Source organism: Rahnella sp. RcJ3, from assembly GCF_009498575.1.
Taxonomy (GTDB): domain Bacteria; phylum Pseudomonadota; class Gammaproteobacteria; order Enterobacterales; family Enterobacteriaceae; genus Rahnella; species Rahnella aceris.
On sequence record NZ_QSNX01000028.1, the window covers coordinates 26,594 to 47,087 of the forward strand.

The 20,494-nt window shown below is 49.7% G+C and carries 19 protein-coding genes; 12 read left to right on the top strand and 7 right to left on the bottom strand.

What is annotated here, in order from left to right; translation table 11 throughout:
- Positions 1-145: 145 nt before the first annotated feature.
- Positions 146-1,678, top strand: a complete 1,533-nt coding sequence (locus tag DXU84_RS22995) for a PTS transporter subunit EIIC (protein ID WP_013577159.1) — start codon at positions 146-148, stop codon at positions 1,676-1,678.
- A 64-nt stretch (positions 1,679-1,742) separates the two neighbouring features.
- Positions 1,743-3,176, top strand: a complete 1,434-nt coding sequence (locus tag DXU84_RS23000) for a 6-phospho-beta-glucosidase (protein ID WP_013577160.1) — start codon at positions 1,743-1,745, stop codon at positions 3,174-3,176.
- Between the two features lie 36 nt (positions 3,177-3,212).
- Here DXU84_RS23000 and rraB read toward each other — a convergent pair whose 3' ends face one another.
- Positions 3,213-3,638 carry a ribonuclease E inhibitor RraB gene (rraB, locus tag DXU84_RS23005; RefSeq protein WP_013577161.1) on the bottom strand — a complete coding sequence of 142 codons (426 nt, stop codon included), beginning with the start codon at positions 3,636-3,638 and terminating at the stop codon, positions 3,213-3,215.
- Between the two features lie 168 nt (positions 3,639-3,806).
- Between rraB and argF (DXU84_RS23010) the strand changes: the two genes are divergently transcribed.
- Together argF (DXU84_RS23010) and DXU84_RS23015 are read left to right on the top strand one after the other, a co-directional pair.
- Positions 3,807-4,814 (top strand): ornithine carbamoyltransferase, encoded by a 1,008-nt coding sequence (argF, locus tag DXU84_RS23010; RefSeq protein ID WP_037035102.1) that lies wholly within the window; start codon positions 3,807-3,809, stop codon positions 4,812-4,814.
- Between the two features lie 160 nt (positions 4,815-4,974).
- The gene (locus DXU84_RS23015; RefSeq protein WP_013577163.1) at positions 4,975-6,777 is read left to right on the top strand and encodes a sugar phosphorylase; all 1,803 of its coding nucleotides are present in this window, start codon (positions 4,975-4,977) and stop codon (positions 6,775-6,777) included.
- Here DXU84_RS23015 and DXU84_RS23020 read toward each other — a convergent pair.
- Entirely contained in the window at positions 6,758-7,228 is a 471-nt protein-coding gene (locus DXU84_RS23020) for a YhcH/YjgK/YiaL family protein (protein ID WP_013577164.1), read from the bottom strand. The two genes, DXU84_RS23015 and DXU84_RS23020, sit on opposite strands and share 20 nt — an antisense overlap.
- 688 nt (positions 7,229-7,916) lie before the next feature.
- Between DXU84_RS23020 and arcA the strand changes: the two genes are divergently transcribed.
- The 8 genes from arcA to ridA all read left to right on the top strand — a co-directional run bounded on the left by arcA (position 7,917) and on the right by ridA (position 15,246).
- The gene (gene arcA / locus DXU84_RS23025; protein WP_013577165.1) at positions 7,917-9,137 is read left to right on the top strand and encodes an arginine deiminase; all 1,221 of its coding nucleotides are present in this window, start codon (positions 7,917-7,919) and stop codon (positions 9,135-9,137) included.
- 22 nt (positions 9,138-9,159) lie between these two features.
- On the top strand, positions 9,160-10,071 hold the full coding sequence (arcC, locus tag DXU84_RS23030) for a carbamate kinase (RefSeq protein ID WP_013577166.1): 912 nt from the start codon (positions 9,160-9,162) through the stop codon (positions 10,069-10,071).
- 33 nt (positions 10,072-10,104) lie between these two features.
- Positions 10,105-11,112 (top strand): ornithine carbamoyltransferase, encoded by a 1,008-nt coding sequence (gene argF / locus DXU84_RS23035; RefSeq protein WP_153376721.1) that lies wholly within the window; start codon positions 10,105-10,107, stop codon positions 11,110-11,112.
- A gap of 52 nt (positions 11,113-11,164) precedes the next feature.
- Complete coding sequence (locus tag DXU84_RS23040; RefSeq protein WP_013577168.1) at positions 11,165-12,568, top strand: YfcC family protein; 1,404 nt, start codon at positions 11,165-11,167, stop codon at positions 12,566-12,568.
- Between the two features lie 61 nt (positions 12,569-12,629).
- Positions 12,630-13,136, top strand: a complete 507-nt coding sequence (locus DXU84_RS23045; RefSeq protein WP_013577169.1) for an arginine repressor — start codon at positions 12,630-12,632, stop codon at positions 13,134-13,136.
- 248 nt (positions 13,137-13,384) lie between these two features.
- Positions 13,385-14,320: an aspartate carbamoyltransferase gene (gene pyrB, locus DXU84_RS23050; protein ID WP_013577171.1), complete on the top strand. Its 936-nt coding sequence runs from the start codon at positions 13,385-13,387 to the stop codon at positions 14,318-14,320.
- Positions 14,321-14,339: 19 nt separating this feature from the next.
- Positions 14,340-14,804 carry an aspartate carbamoyltransferase regulatory subunit gene (pyrI, locus tag DXU84_RS23055; protein WP_013577172.1) on the top strand — a complete coding sequence of 155 codons (465 nt, stop codon included), beginning with the start codon at positions 14,340-14,342 and terminating at the stop codon, positions 14,802-14,804.
- 55 nt (positions 14,805-14,859) lie between these two features.
- Positions 14,860-15,246 carry a 2-iminobutanoate/2-iminopropanoate deaminase gene (gene ridA / locus DXU84_RS23060; protein ID WP_126125223.1) on the top strand — a complete coding sequence of 129 codons (387 nt, stop codon included), beginning with the start codon at positions 14,860-14,862 and terminating at the stop codon, positions 15,244-15,246.
- Positions 15,247-15,327: 81 nt separating this feature from the next.
- On the opposite strand, the gene DXU84_RS23065 is transcribed toward ridA, so the two are convergent.
- The 5 genes from DXU84_RS23065 to DXU84_RS23090 form a co-directional block, all read right to left on the bottom strand.
- Positions 15,328-15,858 (bottom strand): hypothetical protein, encoded by a 531-nt coding sequence (locus DXU84_RS23065; protein ID WP_153376722.1) that lies wholly within the window; start codon positions 15,856-15,858, stop codon positions 15,328-15,330.
- Between the two features lie 306 nt (positions 15,859-16,164).
- The gene (locus DXU84_RS23070; RefSeq protein ID WP_228389047.1) at positions 16,165-16,518 is read right to left on the bottom strand and encodes a hypothetical protein; all 354 of its coding nucleotides are present in this window, start codon (positions 16,516-16,518) and stop codon (positions 16,165-16,167) included.
- Between the two features lie 491 nt (positions 16,519-17,009).
- Positions 17,010-17,540 (bottom strand): hypothetical protein, encoded by a 531-nt coding sequence (locus DXU84_RS23080; RefSeq protein ID WP_015690501.1) that lies wholly within the window; start codon positions 17,538-17,540, stop codon positions 17,010-17,012.
- On the bottom strand, positions 17,537-19,570 hold the full coding sequence (locus DXU84_RS23085) for a M23 family metallopeptidase (RefSeq protein ID WP_153376723.1): 2,034 nt from the start codon (positions 19,568-19,570) through the stop codon (positions 17,537-17,539). The genes DXU84_RS23080 and DXU84_RS23085 overlap by 4 nt, the downstream gene beginning before the upstream one ends.
- A 72-nt stretch (positions 19,571-19,642) precedes the next feature.
- Positions 19,643-20,494, bottom strand: an 852-nt coding sequence (locus tag DXU84_RS23090) for a type VI secretion system Vgr family protein (RefSeq protein WP_153376724.1), incomplete at its 5' end; no start/stop codon positions are given.

Sequence of the window (20,494 nt, forward strand, 5' to 3'; positions counted from 1 at the left end):
AAACAGGGTGTTTTTAATAAGTAACAAATCACCCGATTTGATTTTTGTTATATCGTGACAATACCTTTTCTTTTGCTACACTCCTGCCGACGAGTAAAAAAACAAAAAAGCTCACCTCTGTATTCCCGCAGGAGAATAATAAACAATGGCTATTGATTACGCTCAGACCGCTCAGGATATTGTTAAATATATTGGTGGCGATAATAATGTGATTAGCATCACACATTGCGCCACACGTTTACGCTTTGTTCTGAAAGATAATAAAGCCGTCGATAAAGAAGAATTAAAACGAGTGAAAGGCGTTATCACCGTTATCGAGGCCGGCGGACAAATGCAGGTGGTGATTGGCAATCACGTGAGCGACGCGTACAAGCAGGTGCTGAAACTGATCCAGATTGATGAAAATGCACCGGTTTCTGCACCGAATGTGGGTATTGTCAGCCGCGTCATGGACGTGATATCCAGCATCTTTACGCCTTTCCTTTATCAGCTTGCCGCCTGCGGTATTTTGCAGGGGATTATTTCCTTCCTGGCTGCCATCGGCATTATGGACGCCAGCAGCGGTACCTACCGTATTCTTAATTTTGTGTCGTGGACGGCCTTTACCTTCCTGCCGGTGATGATTGCTTTCACCGCCGCGAAAAAATTCAACGTCAATCCTTTCACCGCAGTCATTACAGCCTGCGCGCTGATCAGCCCCGATTACATGAATATGCTGACGGCCTTTAAGATAACGTCGATCAACTCCGCCGATCCGGCCATGCAGCAACTGATGCGTGAAGCGGTCAGCAATCCTGATATTGCGAATATCCTGCAGAACGTGGTCGGTATTCCGGTTTCCGCACCAACGCTCGATTTCCTCGGTATTCCGGTGAAATACCTGAGCTATACCGCGTCGGTTATCCCGATCATTCTGATGGTCTGGGCAATGTCTTACATCGAGCACTTCTTCAATAAAGTGCTGCCGGTGGTGATCCGCAACCTGTTCACACCGATGTTCTGTATCGCGATTATGGTGCCGATGACCCTGCTGGTGTTTGGCCCGGTCGGAAACCTGATCGGTGGCGCGATTGGCGGCGTTTATAACACCCTTTATCACCTGAGCCCGACCATTGCAGGTTTCGTGGTGGGCGCATTCTGGCAGCCGCTGGTCACACTTGGCGTTCACTGGGGCATTACGCCGGTCACCGTCGGCAACTACGCGACGCTGGGTTACGACACTTTTACCGGCCTGCAGGCTTCTGCCGTCTTCGCGATGACCGGCAGCATGTTTGGCGTGTATCTGAAAACCCGCAGCCGCGAAATGAAAGGGATCTCATTGTCTGCGGGCGTCACCGGCCTGTTCGGTATCACTGAACCCGCTATTTATGGTGTGGCGCTGCGCCTGAAAAAACCTTTCCTGTGCAGTTGTGTCGCAGGAGGGATTGGCGGTGCGATTGCCGGTTCCTTTAATGCAGTTTCATGGAGCTACTGCCTGCCGGGGATTGCCGTACTGCCGGTGTTCTTCAAAGAAGGTCATATGCCACAGTTCCTCGGTTTCCTGTTGTCCATTAGCGTCGCCTTTGTGCTCGGTGCGTTGTTCACCTGGCTGGTCGGTTTCAAAGATGAACCCGATGTTACCGCGACCCAAAAAGTACCGGCAGAAACCCGTCGGGCTGCGCAGGCTGAAATGAATTAAATCTGACATTACGATCTACAGGGCAGAAGCAATCTGCCCTCATCAAGTATCCAGGGAGAATCAAATGAATCATCAGTTACCGAAAGATTTCTTGTGGGGCGGCGCGGTAGCGGCGCATCAGGTGGAAGGCGGCTGGAACCAGGGCGGCAAAGGCATCAGCATTTGCGACGTCCTGTCCGGCGGCGCGCACGGCGTTGACCGGGTGATGACCGACGGCGTGCTTGACGGCTACAGCTATCCGAACCACGAAGCCGTCGATTTCTACTCGCACTACAAAGAAGACATCGCGTTGTTCGCCGAAATGGGTTTCAAATGCTTCCGCACCTCGATTGCCTGGACGCGCATCTTCCCGAACGGTGACGAATTACAGCCAAACGAAGCCGGTCTGCAATTTTATGACGATATGTTTGATGAGCTGCTCAAACACAATATTGAGCCGGTAATCACCCTCTCCCACTTCGAAATGCCGTGGCATCTGGTGAAGGAATACGGCGGCTGGAAAAACCGTCAGGTCGTCGATTTCTTTGTGCGTTTCAGCCAGGTGGTGATGGAGCGTTACAAAGGCAAAGTGAAATACTGGATGACCTTCAACGAGATCAATAACCAGCGTAACTGGAAATATCCGCTGTTCGGTTATTGCTGCTCCGGCGTGGTATTTACCGAGGAGGAAAATCCGGAAGAGACGATGTATCAGGTGCTGCATCATCAGTTCGTGGCCAGCGCTAAAGTGGTGAAACTTGGCCATGACATCAACCCTGATTTTCAGATTGGCTGCATGATCGCCATGGTGCCGCTCTATCCGTTCTCCTGCCATCCTGACGACGTGATGTATTCCGTTGAAGCAATGCACGAACGCTTCCTGTTCAGCGACGTCCATATGCGCGGTTATTACCCGGCGTATGCGCTGAAAGAGTGGGAACGTCGCGGCTTCAACATCAAAATGGAAGATGGCGATTTACAGGCACTTCGCGATGGCTGTGCGGATTACATCGGCCTGAGCTATTACATGAGCAACGCCATTTCAGCGCACAATCCGAGTGATGATAATGGCTTGTCAGGTTTTGCGGGCAGCGTGCCGAATCCGCATGTGAAAGCGTCTGACTGGGGCTGGCAGATTGATCCCGTCGGGCTACGTTACACCCTGAATATTTTGTACGAGCGTTATCAGAAGCCGCTGTTTATTGTCGAGAATGGCTTTGGTGCGATCGACAAAGCGGGTGATGACGGCGTCATTCACGATGATTACCGCATTGCGTATCTGAAAGCACACATCGCGCAGATGAAAAAAGCCGTGCTGGAAGACGGCGTGGATCTGATGGGTTATACGCCGTGGGGCTGCATCGACTGCGTGTCGTTTACCACCGGGCAGTACAGCAAACGTTATGGCTTCATTCACGTCGATAAAAACGATGATGGCAGCGGCACAATGGCACGCTCGAAAAAGGAGAGTTTCGGCTGGTATCAGAAAGTGATTGAGAGTAACGGGGACGTGCTTTAATTAACGCCTCCCCCTGCGAAGGGGGAGGCATTCAGATTAATGACGTTTTCCGTCATCATCTTCATCAACGAAATCGTCGTCTTCGCCTTCTTCACCTTCTTCGTCGTCATCGCCTTCGAAGTAAGTGCCCCAGCCGTCATAGTTGACGCCGTTGGCCTCGGCCAGATTCATCAGTTGCTCAACCTGGATGTCGATCAACTCCGCTTTCAGCGCGATTTCACTGATCACGTCGCAGCACATCACGGTTGAACCATCTTCCACTTCCAGTTCTTCAGCGTCAGTGACTTCATAACCCAGTTTGAATGCTTCAACTGCTGCTTTCTCCAGAACTTCAAACTTCTCTGAAGATAAGTGGTGTTCGATAGTGTAAAGCGCGTCAGGATCACTGCCATCATCCAGCAGTTCTTCGATGATTAAGCGAGTCTCTTCACGTTGTTCTTCCAGCAATTCACGGTTTGCCATATCTCTGTCCTCAATCAATGTGACGTTTGTACGCTATTTTCACACACCGCAGGGCGCGTCTCCACTATAAACGACAAAGTTTTTGCTGCGGGGTTGTATTTGCATATTCATCCAGTTAAATTGAATTTAAATTCAATCCGAAATGCTTACGCGCTATGGAGCGACATCATGAGTTTGTTGAGTAAACGTCATTTTCTCAGGTTACTGGATTTTACCCCGTCAGAGATTTCGTCACTGCTGAAACTCTCCGCAGAATTAAAAGCGGCTAAGAAAAACGGCACCGAAAAAGCCCGCCTGCAAGGCAAAAACATCGCGCTCATCTTCGAAAAAGACTCAACCCGCACCCGATGCTCTTTCGAAGTTGCCGCATACGATCAGGGGGCGAAAGTCACCTATCTCGGCCCAAGCGGCAGCCAGATCGGCCACAAAGAATCGATGAAAGATACCGCCCGCGTCCTTGGCCGCATGTACGACGGTATTCAGTATCGCGGTTACGGTCAGGATAAAGTGGAAATTCTGGCGCAATATGCCGGTGTCCCCGTGTGGAATGGCTTAACCAACGAATTCCACCCGACGCAGTTGCTGGCTGACCTGCTGACCATGCAGGAACACCTGCCGGGCCAGCCACTGAAAGGCATGCGTCTGGCCTATCTGGGCGACACCCGTAACAATATGGGCAATTCGCTGCTGGAAGCCGCCGCATTATGCGGTCTGGATTTGCGCCTTGTCGCACCGTCGGCCTGCTGGCCGGAAGCCGAACTGGTCGCCACCTGTGAGCACCTGGCGAAAGAAAATGGCGGCAGCATTACCCTGACCGAAGATATTGCGACCGGCGTGAAAGAGGCTGATTTCCTGTATACCGACGTGTGGGTTTCCATGGGCGAGCCGAAAGAAGTCTGGAAAGAGCGTATTAATTTGCTACGCCCTTATCAGGTCAACAGCGCGATGCTGGCGCTGACCGGCAATCCGCAGGTGAAATTCCTGCACTGTCTGCCAGCCTTCCATGACGACCAGACCACGCTGGGCAAACAAATGGCGGAAGAGTATGGCCTGCACGGCGGCATGGAAGTCACCGATGAAGTCTTTGAATCCAGCCACAGCGTAGTATTTGATCAGGCTGAAAACCGTCTGCATACCATCAAAGCGGTGATGGTTGCCACCCTCGGTAACGACTGATTTCCCCCAGGCGTGCAGCAAGGATAAACTTCCTGCACGCTGCAATCTTTACATCGTTTTGCACTTTATCCCGCCCGTTCCCGCCAGAAGACTGCATTTTCAGCTAACCTTTTTAAAGCGCTTTGGTCAAAAAAACAAAAATGCAGAAGAAGGAACCGATATGAGCTCAGTCAATCTTGAGTATGTTCTGCGGCTGGAAAGCCTGTTAAGCAGGATTTACCCCCGGGAACACATCGCCGACCTGCTGAAAAAAATCCTGCATCTCGCCGACAAATGGAATTACGGCAAACATCGCACCACCCGCTGGGTGGATGGTACCAATATTTATCTGATTACTTATGGCGATAATATCCGTCACGGCGAGCAACCGCCGCTGGCGACGCTCAATCATTTCGCTAACACTTATCTGCGCGACATTATCAGCGACATCCATATTCTGCCGATGTATCCGTACAGTTCAGACGACGGCTTCAGCGTCATTGACTACCGGCGGATCGATGAACATCTTGGTGGCTGGTCAGATATTCATCACCTTTCGGCCAATTTCAACCTGATGTTTGATTGCGTGATCAACCATATTTCCCGCTCAAGCGAATGGATGAAAGGCTATCTGCATGACGATCCGTATTACAAAGATTACTTTATTGCCGCTAATCCCGAGCTGGATTACAGCCGCGTCGTGCGCCCGCGCGCTTCGCCGCTACTCTCGCCATTTATCAAAACCGACGGCACCGAGCTGTATCTGTGGACGACGTTCAGTGAAGATCAGATCGATATTAATTTCAAGAATCCTCAGGTCTTGCTGGAAAGCATTGATGTGCTGTTGCAATACGCCGCCAGCGGCGGGCAGTCGATCCGCCTTGATGCGATTGGCTATATCTGGAAAGAAGCCGGGACGCGCTGCATTCACATGCCACAGGCGCATAACATCATTAAAGTCTGGCGCACTATTCTCGATGAAGTGATCCCCGGCACGCGGATCATCACTGAAACCAACGTTCCGCATCACGAAAATATCAGTTATTTCGGCGAAGGTGACGAGGCACACATGGTGTATCAGTTCCCGCTGCCACCGCTGACCTTGCACGCTTTTTTGCGTCAGGACACCACCACGCTCACCCAATGGGCGCAAAGCCTGAATGCGGAAGCCCGTTACCCTGACACCACCTATTTCAACTTCCTTGCCAGCCACGACGGCATCGGTTTACGTCCGACCGAAACCTTCCTGACCGATGACGAACGTAAATACATGGCGCAGGAAACGCTGCGCAAGGAAGGCCGCGTGTCCTATAAAGACAACGGCGACGGCACCCATTCGCCTTACGAACTGAACATTAATTACCTGAGCGCGCTGACCGAACCGGAAGATAATACCGAGATGAAAGCCCGCAAGTTTCTGGCGGCACAGGCGCTGTTATTGTCGTTTATCGGCGTCCCGGCGATTTATATTCACAGCCTGCTGGGCAGCGAGAACGATCTCGACGGCATGCATCAGTCCGGGATCAACCGCCGCATCAACCGTAAAAAGCTGGATCTGATGGATATTGAAGCTGAACTGGAAAAAAAAGACGGCTTACGCGCCCGCATTTTTTACGGATTACAGGCACTCATCAGGCACCGCCGCGAGCACCCGGCATTTTCACCGCAGGCTGGCCAGCGCGTGTTTGATCTGGGCAAATCGCTGTTTGCGATGGAACGCTATGATCCGAAAACCGAAGACCGGATCAGCTGCATATTCAATATCAGCGATCATTCGCAGATGCTGAAGCTGGCGGTCGAAGGGAAGGATCTGATTAGCGGAGAAGTATTTAACGGCCAGATGCGTCTCCAGCCGTGGCAGGTGGTGTGGATCAAACACAAACTCAAAGCGCCGGAACGTCTCGGCAGGCTGCGTCGCTGGCGGATGAAGCTGATCAAGCGCACAAAGCGCTACACAATAAGCATTAAGCGGACAATGCGCTGACGTTCATTTTCACCACGGCTTTACGCACATTGGCCGGTTCGCCGACGGCGCACAGCGGTTTATGCACTTCGCCCGGATAAAACACCACGAAATCGCCGGTCTGCATGATCATGGTTTTTTCCTGCTCACCGGCAGCCAGGAACGCGATGTCTTTCTCTTCCAGCCAGTCGGTATCGACATATCCTGCCGGTAAGTTGCTGAACGTCATGCCTTCGGTGCCGTTGAGGATAATCTGGATATCCAGATTACGTGCGTGGAACTCGGCACGGCGTTCAGCCTGTGGCGCAGTGGAATCATTGGAAACCAGCACAAAAACGTCGTTGCCGCGGATATCGTGTTTACCCAACGGGGTGTCCGGCGTGATGTGTTGTTTAACGTATTCAATGGCCTCGCGCAGCTCAGCGGGCAGATAAGGGACGAGATGCAGTGCGTGGATGTTTCCTGTGATCATCATAACCTCGGGTTTGTAATGCATGAGTGAAACAGCGTTTCATAAATACTAATCCTGTTTGCTGTCTGCTTGCCAGAGCGGGATCAAAATTTTGACTTTCTGGGGGATATTTTTGTGGCTGAACATCACCCGTAGCCGGTAAACAATGGTTATGCAGTCAGATTGCATAAACCCTGAAAACGTATTCAGTGTGGCCCTTTCATCCTGTTGGTATTACGGATTTTTTATAAAAACTCACTCACAGATCACAAAGTTAATTAAACCGAAAACACCCCAAATAAATCATAGTTATTTAAGGTTTCAGAGTATTTATAAATATTTAATCATGAAAAAAGACATTCTATGCAGACGAGAAATAAACCCCTTATTTTTTAGCGGATTATAACTGAGTAAACATTATCTCAATCGGTCATTTACTGTCAGGATAAATAATTACGCTGATATTTCGTTTATTATTCACTTTACTGCGCCCGCTAATAAATAAAACAATGACGCTTATCAATCAACATATAACCTCTTTCATCCGTTTATTCTGATGCGATCTGAATCACATATTAAATGCCTGAGCGGAATATTATTCACTCCGTTGCGGGCACATTCCATTTCAGGTTGAATATATTATTTATTCTCCGCGTAATTCATTTGCCCAAAACATTATTTGGTCTTCTTTTTATAAAAAGGGATAAATATGAAACGGCATTATGTAGGATCCGAAATAGGCCAACTTCGCAGCGTGATGCTTCACCGGCCAAATTTAAGTTTACAGCGACTCACCCCGTCGAATTGTCAGGAATTATTATTCGATGACGTACTTTCCGTTGAGCGCGCCGGAAAAGAGCATGACGTCTTCAGTCAGACCTTGCGCCAGCAAGGTGTGGAAGTCTTATTGCTCACTGACCTGCTGACGGAAACCCTCGATAACCGCGAGGCCAAAGACTGGCTGCTCAGCCGGCAAATCTCGGATTACCGGCTTGGGCCACAATTTGCCGAAGAGATTCGTGGCTGGCTGGCCGATCTTCCTCACCGGCAAACGGCCCGGTTTATGAGCGGCGGATTAACATACAGTGAAATTCCCGATACATTCCATAATATGGTCACAGATACGCATCAGTTAAATGACTTCGTGATTAAGCCTTTACCCAATCATTTATTTACCCGTGATACCTCCTGCTGGATATATAACGGCGTATCAGTTAATCCGATGGCAAAGGAAGCACGTAAACGGGAAACCAATAATTTACGGGCCATATATCGCTGGCACCCGCACTTTACCGATAACGAATTTATTACTTACTTTGGCGACGACGAATTTAATTACGACCACGCCACGCTGGAAGGTGGCGATGTTTTAGTCATTGGCCGTGGCGCAGTATTAATTGGTTTATCAGAACGCACGACACCGCAGGGTGTGGAGTTCCTCGCGCGTTCACTGTTCAAACATCAGCAAGCCACCAAAGTGATTGTGCTGCAATTACCGAAACACCGTTCCTGTATGCACCTTGATACCGTCATGACACATATCGATCTGGACACTTTCTCGGTGTATCCGGAAGTGGTGCGCGACACCACGTTGTGCTGGACGCTGACCGACAATGGTCACGGTGGCCTGCGTCGCACCGAAGAACCACAGTTCGTGCGGGCAATCGGTAAAGCGCTGGGCATTGACGACATCAGACTCATCACCACCGGTGGCGACAGTTTTGAAGCCGAACGCGAACAGTGGAATGACGCCAATAACGTCCTGACCGTGCGTCCCGGCGTGGTCATCGGCTACGAACGTAACACCCGGACTAACGAAAAATACGACAAAGCCGGAATCACCGTTCTCCCCATTCCGGGTGATGAACTGGGAAGAGGCCGCGGCGGCGCGCGTTGCATGAGCTGCCCGCTTGAACGCGACGACATCTGATCACCTATACCGGGAAAATTTCATGAACAAACCTGTTCTGGTTGTCGCCCTCGGCGGCAACGCATTGTTGCGCCGTGGCGAACCGCTCGAAGCCGAACTGCAGCGCAAAAACATCCGTCTGGCGGCCGAAACGCTGGCTGCGCTATGCCAGAAATGGCGCGTCGTGCTGGTGCACGGCAACGGCCCGCAGGTCGGATTGCTGGCGCTGCAAAACAGCGCTTATCCGGCAGTCGCGCCCTACCCGCTCGATATTCTGGTGGCACAAACACAGGGGATGATCGGCTATCTGTTGCAACAGGCGTTGAAAAATTGTCTGCCTGAGAGTCGCGTCTGCACCCTGCTGACGCAGGTGGAAGTCAGCCTACTCGATCCGGCATTTGATAAGCCGACGAAATACATCGGTCCGGTTTATACGCAGGCGCAGTCGGAAAATCTGGCCGCCGAAAAAGGCTGGGCGATGAAAGCCGACGGGCAGCATTTCCGCCGCGTGGTCGCCTCTCCTCAACCGCAGCGCATCCTCGAGATTGATGCCATCCGTGACTTGCTGGAAAAGCACTATCTGGTCATCTGTAACGGCGGCGGCGGTGTGCCGGTTCATCAGACCGCCGACGGGCTGGCAGGCGCAGAGGCCGTCATCGACAAAGACCTTTCGGCGGCGCTGCTGGCGCGTCAGTTACAGGCCGACGCGCTGCTGATCCTGACCGATGCCGATGCGGTGTACCTCGGCTGGGGCACGCCGGAGCAGCGTCCGCTGCATCAAATCACTACACGGGATCTCGCCGGTATGACCTTCGACGCCGGATCCATGGGGCCGAAAGTCAGTGCCGCCTGCCAGTTTGTCGACGCCTGCCACGGGCTGGCGGGGATCGGCGCACTGGAAGAGGGTGAAGCCATTCTGGCCGGTCTGAAAGGCACCTGTATCCGCGCGGAATAACCCGCCCTCACTTGATTATTTCAGGATGATGTTATGACTACCACATTGAAAAACCGTCATTTTCTTAAACTTCTTGATTTCACACCGGAAGAAATTCAGCAACTGATCACCCTGGCGCTGACGCTTAAAGACGATAAGCAAACGGGTCAGGAACGCCCTTGTCTGCGCGGAAAAAATATCGCGCTGATTTTTGAGAAAACCTCGACCCGCACCCGCTGTGCGTTTGAAGTCGCCGCGTTTGATCAGGGCGCACACGTGACCTATCTCGGCCCTGGCGGCAGCCAGATCGGACACAAGGAATCCATGAAAGACACCGCCCGCGTGCTGGGGCGAATGTATGACGGCATCGAATACCGGGGTTTTGCACAAAAGACGGTGGAAGAACTGGCGGAATTCTCCGGCGTACCGGTGTGGAACGGGCTGACCGACGAGTTTCATCCGACCCAAATCCTTGCCGACCTGATGACCATGCTTGAACACTCGCCGGGTAAAAAACTCTGTCAGATCAGCTTCGCTTATCTGGGCGATGCCCGAAACAATATGGGTAATTCCCTGATGGTCGGGGCAGCAAAAATGGGAATGGATATCCGTCTGATCGCGCCAAAATCCTTCTGGCCGGAAGAGACACTGGTCGCGACCTGCCGCGATATCGCCCGCACTACCGGCGCAAGGATCCTGCTGACAGAGCACGTTGATGAAGGCGTACAGGGCGTCGATTTTCTTTACACCGATGTCTGGGTGTCAATGGGCGAAGCCAAAACCGCCTGGGCAGAACGTATCAGTCTGATGACCCCGTATCAGGTTAATGCGGCGGTGCTTAACGCCACCGGCAATCCTGACGTCAAATTCATGCACTGCCTGCCCGCCTTCCATAACGAAGAAACCACCCTCGGCAAAGAACTGGAAATCGCTTACGGCATGAAAGGGCTGGAAGTGACGGATGACGTTTTTGAGTCCCCGCATTCCATCGTTTTTGATGAAGCCGAAAACCGTATGCACACCATAAAAGCGGTCATGGTCGCCACCCTTGGCGATGACTAAGCCCCTTGCGTGAAGGCGTTTTGCCTTCACGCTTTTTTTAAGGATTACGTTTATGCGTACATTCAAATTCCCTTCTGCCTACACCATTTTGTTTGTGCTTATCGCGCTGGTTGCGGGCCTGAGCTGGATTATCCCCGCCGGTCAGTACGACATGGCGATGAATGTCGGGCTGGGTAAAGAAGTTCCCGTCTCAGGCACCTATCACGCCGTTACCGGCAACCCGCAGGGGCTGGTGGATATTTTCCTCGCGCCCATTGATGGCCTGTACAACCACACCACCGGCCAGGCTGGCGCAATTGATGTCGCTTTATTTATTCTGATCATCGGCGGTTTTCTGGGCATCGTCACCAAAACCGGGGCAATCGACGCCGGAATTGAACGGGTGACTGTCCGGCTTAAGGGCAAAGAAGAATGGATGATCCCGATCCTGATGGCACTGTTCGCCGCCGGTGGCACCATTTACGGCATGGCCGAAGAGTCATTGCCATTTTACACCCTTCTGGTACCGGTGATGATGGCGGCCCGTTTCGACCCGCTGGTCGCGGCGGCTACCGTACTGCTGGGCGCCGGGATTGGCACGCTCGGCTCAACGATCAATCCTTTCGCGACAGTGATTGCCGCCAATGCTGCCGGGATCCCCTTCACCCACGGGATCGGCCTGCGCGTGGCGATTCTGATCGTCGGCTGGCTGATCTGCGTGATCTGGGTGATGCGCTATGCCCGTAAAGTGCGCCGCGATCCCTCGCTTTCTGTTGTGGCTGATCAGTGGGACAGCAACCGCGCCCACTTTCTCGGTAACCGCAGCGATGAACTGCTGCCCTTTACCGGCGTACGTAAAATCATTCTGCTGATCTTCGCGCTGGCTTTTGTGGTGATGATTTATGGCGTATCGGTAAAAGGCTGGTGGATGGGGGAAATCTCCGGCGTTTTCCTGGCCGCAGCGATCCTGGTGGGGCTGATTGCCCGCATGAGTGAGGAAGAACTGACCTCGACATTCATTGATGGTGCACGCGACCTGCTCGGCGTGGCACTGATCATCGGCATTGCCCGTGGCATCGTGGTGATCATGGACAACGGCATGATCACCCACACCATTTTGCACAGCGCAGAAGGCATCGTTTCCGGATTATCCAGCGTGATTTTCATTAACGTCATGTTCCTGCTCGAAGTGGTGCTGTCGTTTCTGGTGCCCTCTTCATCCGGTCTGGCGGTGATGACCATGCCGATTATGGCGCCTCTCGCCGATTTCGCCCACGTCGGGCGTGAACTGGTGGTGACCGCTTATCAGTCGGCATCGGGGCTGGTGAATCTGGTCACGCCGACCTCCGCCGTCGTCATGGGCGGTCTGGCCATCGCGCGGGTGCCCTATGTCCGCTGGCTGAAATGGGTCGCACCTTTGATGGGAATTTTACTGGTATTGCTGATGTTCGCGCTAAGTCTCGGTTCTTTGGTTTAACTCTTTGTAGAAAATGATTTTTTTGCCATGTTGACGTCCTTTATTTACCGGGAACATAACCATGAAAAGAACGTTGTCTACACTTGAAAAAGAACACCAGCAACTGATCCTCTGCCATCAGCTTATTGCCAGCCGGAGTTTTTCATCACAGGAAGAACTGCGTGTGGAATTCCAGCGGGCGGGATACCGCAACATCGGCCAGTCCACCATTTCTCAATTGCTGAAAATACTGGGCGTCGTGAAGGTACAGAATGCCAAAGGCAAAAAGATTTACGCCCTCAATGAGCAATCTCAGCTTATCCCTGATGCCCTGAGGCCAGTGAGTGAAATGGTCACCGATGTGGATCACAATCCTCAATTTGTCGTGGTACATGTCATGCCGGGCTATGGTCGCGCCGTGGGGCGGATTATCGATCAACACCGGTTGCCGGAGGTGCTCGGCGTGATCGCATCGAGTACTTCCGTGCTGGTTGCGCCACGGGAAATGACAGAGCTGGACAGAGTTTGCAGGATAATCAGGCGAATACTGGCGATAAAGGAAAACCACGGCAGCAACCGTTTGCCTTAGGCCATTTTTCCGCTTGATGTCGTCAATGACCCGCGTATAATGCGCCACAATTTGTCGGGAGAACCCATGAACAATCGCCAGGTTTTGTGCTCAGATGATCGACCAAACACCGTGCCATCAGGCAGCCCGCTGCCGTTGTTCTTCCGTGGTATTACCGTTTTACTGAAAGCCCCTCATTGAGGGGCTTTTTTTTGTCCGGAATTTGAGCGCCACACTTTTTACGCGTAAAGAACAGGAGAATGACGACTATGGCCAATCCGCTGTATCAGAAAGACATCATTTCTATCAACGATCTCAGCCGCGAAGAGCTGGAACTGGTACTGGATACCGCTGCCAGCCTGAAAGCCAACCCGCAGCCTGAATTGCTGAAACACAAAGTGATCGCCAGTTGTTTCTTCGAAGCCTCAACCCGCACCCGTCTGTCATTTGAAACGTCGATGCATCGTCTGGGCGCCTCGGTGGTGGGTTTCTCCGACAGCAGCAACACCTCGCTCGGCAAAAAAGGCGAAACGCTGGCCGATACCATTTCGGTCATCAGCACCTACGTTGATGCGATTGTGATGCGCCATCCGCAGGAAGGCGCGGCGCGTCTGGCGACCGAATTCTCCGGCGGTATTCCGGTGCTCAACGCAGGCGACGGAGCGAACCAGCATCCGACGCAAACCCTGCTGGATTTGTTCACCATTCAGGAAACTCAGGGCCGTCTCGACAACATCAAAATCGCCATGGTTGGCGACCTGAAATATGGGCGGACAGTACATTCCCTGGCACAGGCACTGGCGAAATTTAACGGCAACCGCTTCTACTTTATCGCGCCGGACGCGCTGGCGATGCCGGGGTATATCCTGACGTTGCTGGAAGAGAAAGGCATCGAATACAGCCTGCACAGCAGCATTGATGAAGTGGTGTCTGAAATCGACATTCTGTACATGACCCGCGTGCAAAAAGAGCGTCTGGATCCATCGGAATACGCCAACGTGAAAGCACAGTTTGTCCTGCGGGCTGCCGATCTGACCCATGCTCAGCCGCACCTGAAAGTGCTTCACCCGCTGCCGCGTATCGATGAAATCACGCCGGATGTGGATAAAACGCCATATGCCTGGTATTTCCAGCAGGCCGGTAACGGAATTTTTGCGCGTCAGGCTTTGCTGGCGCTGGTTCTGAACGCAGACACTGCACAGTAAACTTGAGGAGAAAACGATTATGACGCACGACAACAAACTTCAGGTTGAAGCGATCAAATGCGGTACGGTAATCGACCATATTCCGGCCCAGGTCGGATTTAAATTACTGTCGCTGTTCAAGTTTACCCAGACGGAACAACGTGTGACGGTCGGCCTGAACCTGCCTTCCGGCGAGCTGGGCCGCAAAGACATCATCAAAATTGAAAACACCTTTCTGACCGACGAACAGGTCAATCAGCTGGCGGTGTATGCCCCGCGCGCGACGGTGAACCGCATCGACAATTACGACGTGGTGAAAAAGCTGATGCCGACGCTGCCGGACCGGATTGTCGGCGTACTGCGCTGCCCGAACGGCAACTGCATCAGCCGTTTTGAACCGGTGGACTCCAGCTTTGCGGTGAAACAACGCGCAGACGGCGTGCACCTGAAATGCAAATACTGCGAGAAAGAGTTTGAGCATCAGGTGGTGCTCAATAACGACTGAGCCTTTATACTGGGGAACAATTTCTTGTTCCCCTTAACGCAAATCAGGAGACATTATGTCCCGCGAAATCAGCACTGAAAACGCCCCTGCCGCTATCGGTCCTTATGTTCAGGGCGTGGATCTGGGCAGTATGATCATCACTTCCGGCCAGATCCCAGTGGATCCTAAAACCGGCTCTGTGGCTGACGACATTTCTGCACAAACGCGCCAGTCACTGGAAAACGTACAGGCGATCGTTGAAGCCGCTGGCCTGAAAGTGTCAGATATTGTGAAAACCACCGTTTTCGTGAAAGATCTGAATGACTTCGCCACCGTTAACGCCACGTATGAAACCTTCTTCACCGAGCACAACGCGCCATTCCCGGCCCGTTCTTGCGTTGAAGTCGCCCGTCTGCCAAAAGACGTAAAAATCGAAATCGAAGCCATCGCCGTCCGCCGTTAATTCGCGTCAGTGATGCACCAGACCAGCCTGCGGGCTGGTTTTTTTGCCGAAATCAATACCTGACAATGACTCTAATTAACATCATTGCGGATGTGAGCAGCTTTTTTTTGCCAAGTTCACATAAAAGCCATAGCTATAATCAATTTTTCTTTTTGTTGGAGGATAACTTGACAACCTTCCCTTTTCAGCCTCACCAGGAATTAATGTATAATCGAACTTATAATAAACCCCATTGATTTTAATAATGCTTTCATACATGTCAGTTAAAATACCATCTTCATTAAATATGCTGTAATTATAAAGAAAACTGTTAACCCAATGCGGCGCGCTTATTATTTTTAATGCATCTCTATTTGTATCAAACTCTAACAATCTAATTTTATAAATTTTTCCCAAGTTATTTTCAATCCACTCCCTATCGATTATACTCATTTCAGCCTTATCCTTTTTATATAGCGTATCTATTTCACAATTTATATAATAGTCCTTACTATATGAATCAACCACTTTATAGCCTAGTGGGCCAGAAGATATAATATATCTTGGCCACATATAATATAAACCTAGCAATAAAGAAACCAACCCCAGTGCTATTTTAATATTTACTTTCATTTTGGAAGGTAATCCTTATATTCCTTTGAAAGATTATAGGGCGTGGTGCCTACTCCAACATCATTCAATGCCCCATCAATGTTATATGAAGCCCGCATATTTTTATATTCATCTCACACTCTGAGGAAAGCATCTCAAACCAAGGGGTTTTAATTACCTTACTAGGTAAATATTACGACCCTGACCCCATGTATTCTCGTAATTACCGATGATAATAAACCCACCACAGGAATACTAAAATAACTCGCCTTTTCATACCCGGCCCTCCTTAGAGATAGGAATAGAACAATAACGTTGAAATTAACATCATTGCGGATGTGAACAACTTTTTTTTGCTAAATCAACATCAAAGTCATAACTATAATTTTTTCTTTCCGTTGAAGGTCTGAAACTTGCGAAATAGCCTTTCTGTATATCTCCTTTTCTGGGAGTATATTGAAAATGATAATACAATCCACTTATGAAAAATATACTTTCATAGGTATCACCATCAACATCACCACTCACATCAAAAAATGTGTATTTATACTTAAATGAGTCAATCCATAAGCCGCTTGTAATTGCTTTATAATAGCCTGTACTTTGGTCAAACTCCTTCAACTCATCTTCATATATAACATTTGTGTTATTTCTTAACCAATCTTTCGTTCTTTCATCCATTTCTGGGGCTTTTTTTTGTATAATGCTGGTCTTTCACAGTCTATGTAATATTCCCTTGCATATGAGTCAGCTATTTTATAGCCATAGTCATCTGAATGTATAATATATTTAGGGAAAAACAAATAACCTAAAATACAAAAAGAAACAAAAATAAAGATAGCTATCTTACTTTTCATTTTGGCATGAATTCCATGTAGTCTGGCCCGAAATGAATTATTACAGGCGTTGTCCCCGCAACAACATCATGTAAAGCACCCTGGACATTATATGCGGCCTTACAGTAGTTCACACTCTCATCGCGTTCTCGGCTCAACTCATTAAATAATTCGTCTTTTTTTATCTTACTTTCCTGACGTTCCATCCTTGTTCCCCATGCATTCTTATGATTACCGCAAATAATAAATCCCCTACGGGAATACCAAAATAAACTGCCATTTTCATACCCAGCCCTCCTCCGAGAGGAGAATCGAGCGATAACGTTGAAATTAACATCATTGCGGATGTGAGCAGCTTTTTTTTGCCAACCCCACATTAAACTCATAGCTATAATTAGTTTTCATTATTGAAGGAGTTAGGCTTGAAAGAACGCCAGAGTTCACACTTCCATTTCTAAACGAATATTGAAATTTATAATAACGGCCTGACATGAAAGTTATGTTTTCAAAAGTATCGACTAAATCCCCATCATAATCGAATAAGCTGTGCTTGTACAAAAAACCATCAACCCAATGATTGGATGTTACCACTTTTAAATAATTCCCGTCCTTGTCAAACCTCATTAACTCATCTTTATATAAATCAAGAACATGGTTTTCTATCCATTCTTTTTCAGATGGAAGCATAATGATAGGTTTTTTTTTGTATAGAGTCGCAGTCTCACAATCAATAAAATATTCCTTAGAGTAAGAATCCACCACTCTGTATCCTAACTTACCTGACTCTATTATATAATTCGGAAAAATTAAATATACGAAAAAAATAATAAATAATAAAATTATAAATAATATTTTATTGGCTTTCATACTGGAAGAAACTCCATGTATTCATCTGTCAAATTATATGGGGTAGTTCCTGCCCCAACATCATTTAGTGCGCCATCAATGTTATATGAGGCCCCGCATAATTTTATATTAACCTCACGCTCTAAGGAAAGCTTCTCAAACCAAGGATCTTTAATCACCTTACTAGCTAAACGTTGCGACCTTGCCCCCCATGTATCTGCATAACTACTCCGAATAACATATGCAAAAACTGGAATATCAAAATAATTAGCCATTTTTTGCGCTAAACTTTCATTTATCTTGGGTGTGAATTCATAATCACTATGTCCATCAAGTCTTCCCATAGCAGTACGGCAAGCATAGGAATTAATTCTTCCCAACCGACTAAATATATTTTCATTTATCATTGTGTAGTTCTGTAAGTTCACACTCAACTTTTCTGAAACAGCATATTTATATCCAAATGCAAACTCACTTTGCAAACCGTGACAAAAAATAGATAACTGTTTGACGGGAATGCAATGCCTGTCACTGCCTTCATTTAGATATTTAAATAAATTAGTATTGCATTCAATTTTCTTATATTTAAAGCCAAACTTCATCGCTGATGATTCAAGCATAGCATAATGTTTATCTTCATAACCCTCTTCAAATATCAATACAGTGTATACTCCACGATTGCCTTCCTGCATATACTTCCTCATATACCTCACCGCCTGACCGATAAAAGACAGTTTATTTGCTGGGTCATTGTGTATTTGCGTCCCAACCACTGCAATATACTCAACCTGTGAGGCCTTATTGATATGCATAATAAAAGCAGCAGGGTTGAAATGCCAGACCCTTCCTGATAATGCTGTCCGGGCGTCAGCAGGTAATTTGCCAAAAAAGCTGAGTGCATTGGCATGATTAAGAAATTTATCCCAGGAAGGAGGATTAAAAGCAGGTTGCACGAATTTATTATCCTGCTTTAACCAACTGAACCGTGAGTCAACGGTGGTTTCATCCCATTCAAACGGGAACCGGCAAATCGCGTAAAAATATTTTTCTTTTAAGCTTTTTTCATCTTTTATTTGCTGCTGCCATTGCTGAATAACCGGTGAATCACACTGGCTGTCTGCATTACTGTCATCATCAACAAGTGACCACCCCGTCCAGTGAGGAAAATCGGCATCAGAGTATTGATTAATACCCGGTGCAGTCATTTTCACCCACCCCGAACCGCCGGGATAATTAGCACAAATCCATTCAGCTTCATTCCAGGTCACTGTTTCGCCGTAATCCCTTGCCGGTACGGCAGGCAAACGGACACCCGCCTCACTGAGCTTCGTGTAAATGCTGCTACCTGCCGGATTTTCCTGACGGGTAAAGACCTTCTTATTCGTAAAAGTGACGAAAAGCTCAGTGTCGCTGATATACAGCGGGGGTCTTGTCGCTTTCTTTTCGTCAGGAGAGGCCATAAAAGGCGTGCCGGAGGGCAAATAATAATGCTTATCACCATAGGTGATATCGCTGCGCCCAGGTTTGCTGATATCAAGATTGCCTGTGCTTCTCCCCGCAAGCTTTTGCAGGTTCGTATCATCACAGCAAATCTGAAAATGGAATCCGTTCTTGCCGTCTACGCGTCCGGATGTGCCCAATATCGTGCCTTTTTTAATGAGGGTTCCCACGCCTTCCAGTACATTCCTTCTCACCTGTTTCAGGTGCTGACACAACGAATAGAAAACGATGTTCACTTCGGGGTCACCCAGCGTCAGAGTGTGACGCAACAGCACCACCCCGTCGTCTGTCGCCCCCAGATAGCACAACGGATCCTCACTAATTCTGTCGGAAGGATAGCGACAAAAAACAATTTCTCCTTCCGCAATCGCCCTGACCGGATTGGCAGTCCCCCCCGCATCGGTATGAGGAATATGCACACCACCGTGCCAGGCCCCGAGATTATTTACGGGGAAGTCCCTGTATTTATCGACGTGAATACATCGCCTGACCCAGTCATCGTCAGTTTCTGTTTTTCGCTGTGAAAGTAAAATCGGGGGCGCTAATAACATATTTTCATCCTTGTTCAGCTTTCCGCTTGCTGGAATGTTGATTGCGATACTCGTGGGTTATATACCCTGTGCTCAGGAAATTCCGGCGCGGGTTATATCGTTTGCAGGCTCATTCTCTGCTTCCTGTTCCGTTAATCCGCTTATCACCGGTGGAACCGACGGAAAGTCATGCGGCATCGTTTCCGCCACCGTCAGCACCGTGTGCGGCGTTTTCCTGAAATACTCACCGGCCGTGCCGTACTCAATTTTGCCGTCCTGCAGGATGAGATAACTGCCGCCGCCTATCAGCGTGATGCGCTTTTTCGCGCTGAACAGGATGTCGCCGTCCACCGCCGTGATGCTCACTTTTTTGCCCGCCGCAAGCGCCAGCCGGTTGTTCTGCGCCTGAACGTCGACCCTGCCTTCGCCGGCCTTCAGGCTCATTTCGCCCTTCAGCGCAAAGATGCCCATTTCCTCACCAGTGTTGACGGTCAGGTTCTTAATCACCCCGATATCCGCATTGTTACCGGCGTTCAGTATCATGTTTTTGGCGGCGGCCAGTTGCATATGCTCGCCGCTGGTCAGCGCCATGCCTTGTGGCGCGCTGGCCAGCACCACCTGATTTATCGGCTTCAGCCGTTCGCTGAACATCGCGATTTGCGCCGCGATGTCGGCCTCCAGCGCGCTGGCTTCGGCGGCGGCCTGGCTGAGGGCCTTTACCTGACGCTGCAGGTAGTCGATTTCAGCCATCGCCGCGCTGTTATCCAGCACCTGACCCTGACCCTGCGGCTGTGCGTCCGCGCTCAGAAAGACGCCCTTACCACCGCGCAGGACGCCGTGTTCGTCGGTGCGCAGCTCAAAACCTTGCCCGCGCGGCGCGTTTTGCGCATCGACGATATGCCCGCTATTCAGCTGGGTTTTGCCGTATTCGGTGGCGAGCTTGAT

Coding starts and splice junctions, on each gene's coding strand:
- DXU84_RS22995 (WP_013577159.1), top strand. CDS start 146: ATGGCTATTGATTACGCTCAGACCGCTCAGGATATTGTTAAATATATT.
- DXU84_RS23000 (WP_013577160.1), top strand. CDS start 1,743: ATGAATCATCAGTTACCGAAAGATTTCTTGTGGGGCGGCGCGGTAGCG.
- rraB (WP_013577161.1), bottom strand. CDS start 3,638: ATGGCAAACCGTGAATTGCTGGAAGAACAACGTGAAGAGACTCGCTTA.
- argF (WP_037035102.1), top strand. CDS start 3,807: ATGAGTTTGTTGAGTAAACGTCATTTTCTCAGGTTACTGGATTTTACC.
- DXU84_RS23015 (WP_013577163.1), top strand. CDS start 4,975: ATGAGCTCAGTCAATCTTGAGTATGTTCTGCGGCTGGAAAGCCTGTTA.
- DXU84_RS23020 (WP_013577164.1), bottom strand. CDS start 7,228: ATGATCACAGGAAACATCCACGCACTGCATCTCGTCCCTTATCTGCCC.
- arcA (WP_013577165.1), top strand. CDS start 7,917: ATGAAACGGCATTATGTAGGATCCGAAATAGGCCAACTTCGCAGCGTG.
- arcC (WP_013577166.1), top strand. CDS start 9,160: ATGAACAAACCTGTTCTGGTTGTCGCCCTCGGCGGCAACGCATTGTTG.
- argF (WP_153376721.1), top strand. CDS start 10,105: ATGACTACCACATTGAAAAACCGTCATTTTCTTAAACTTCTTGATTTC.
- DXU84_RS23040 (WP_013577168.1), top strand. CDS start 11,165: ATGCGTACATTCAAATTCCCTTCTGCCTACACCATTTTGTTTGTGCTT.
- DXU84_RS23045 (WP_013577169.1), top strand. CDS start 12,630: ATGAAAAGAACGTTGTCTACACTTGAAAAAGAACACCAGCAACTGATC.
- pyrB (WP_013577171.1), top strand. CDS start 13,385: ATGGCCAATCCGCTGTATCAGAAAGACATCATTTCTATCAACGATCTC.
- pyrI (WP_013577172.1), top strand. CDS start 14,340: ATGACGCACGACAACAAACTTCAGGTTGAAGCGATCAAATGCGGTACG.
- ridA (WP_126125223.1), top strand. CDS start 14,860: ATGTCCCGCGAAATCAGCACTGAAAACGCCCCTGCCGCTATCGGTCCT.
- DXU84_RS23065 (WP_153376722.1), bottom strand. CDS start 15,858: ATGAAAGTAAATATTAAAATAGCACTGGGGTTGGTTTCTTTATTGCTA.
- DXU84_RS23070 (WP_228389047.1), bottom strand. CDS start 16,518: ATGGATGAAAGAACGAAAGATTGGTTAAGAAATAACACAAATGTTATA.
- DXU84_RS23080 (WP_015690501.1), bottom strand. CDS start 17,540: ATGAAAGCCAATAAAATATTATTTATAATTTTATTATTTATTATTTTT.
- DXU84_RS23085 (WP_153376723.1), bottom strand. CDS start 19,570: ATGTTATTAGCGCCCCCGATTTTACTTTCACAGCGAAAAACAGAAACT.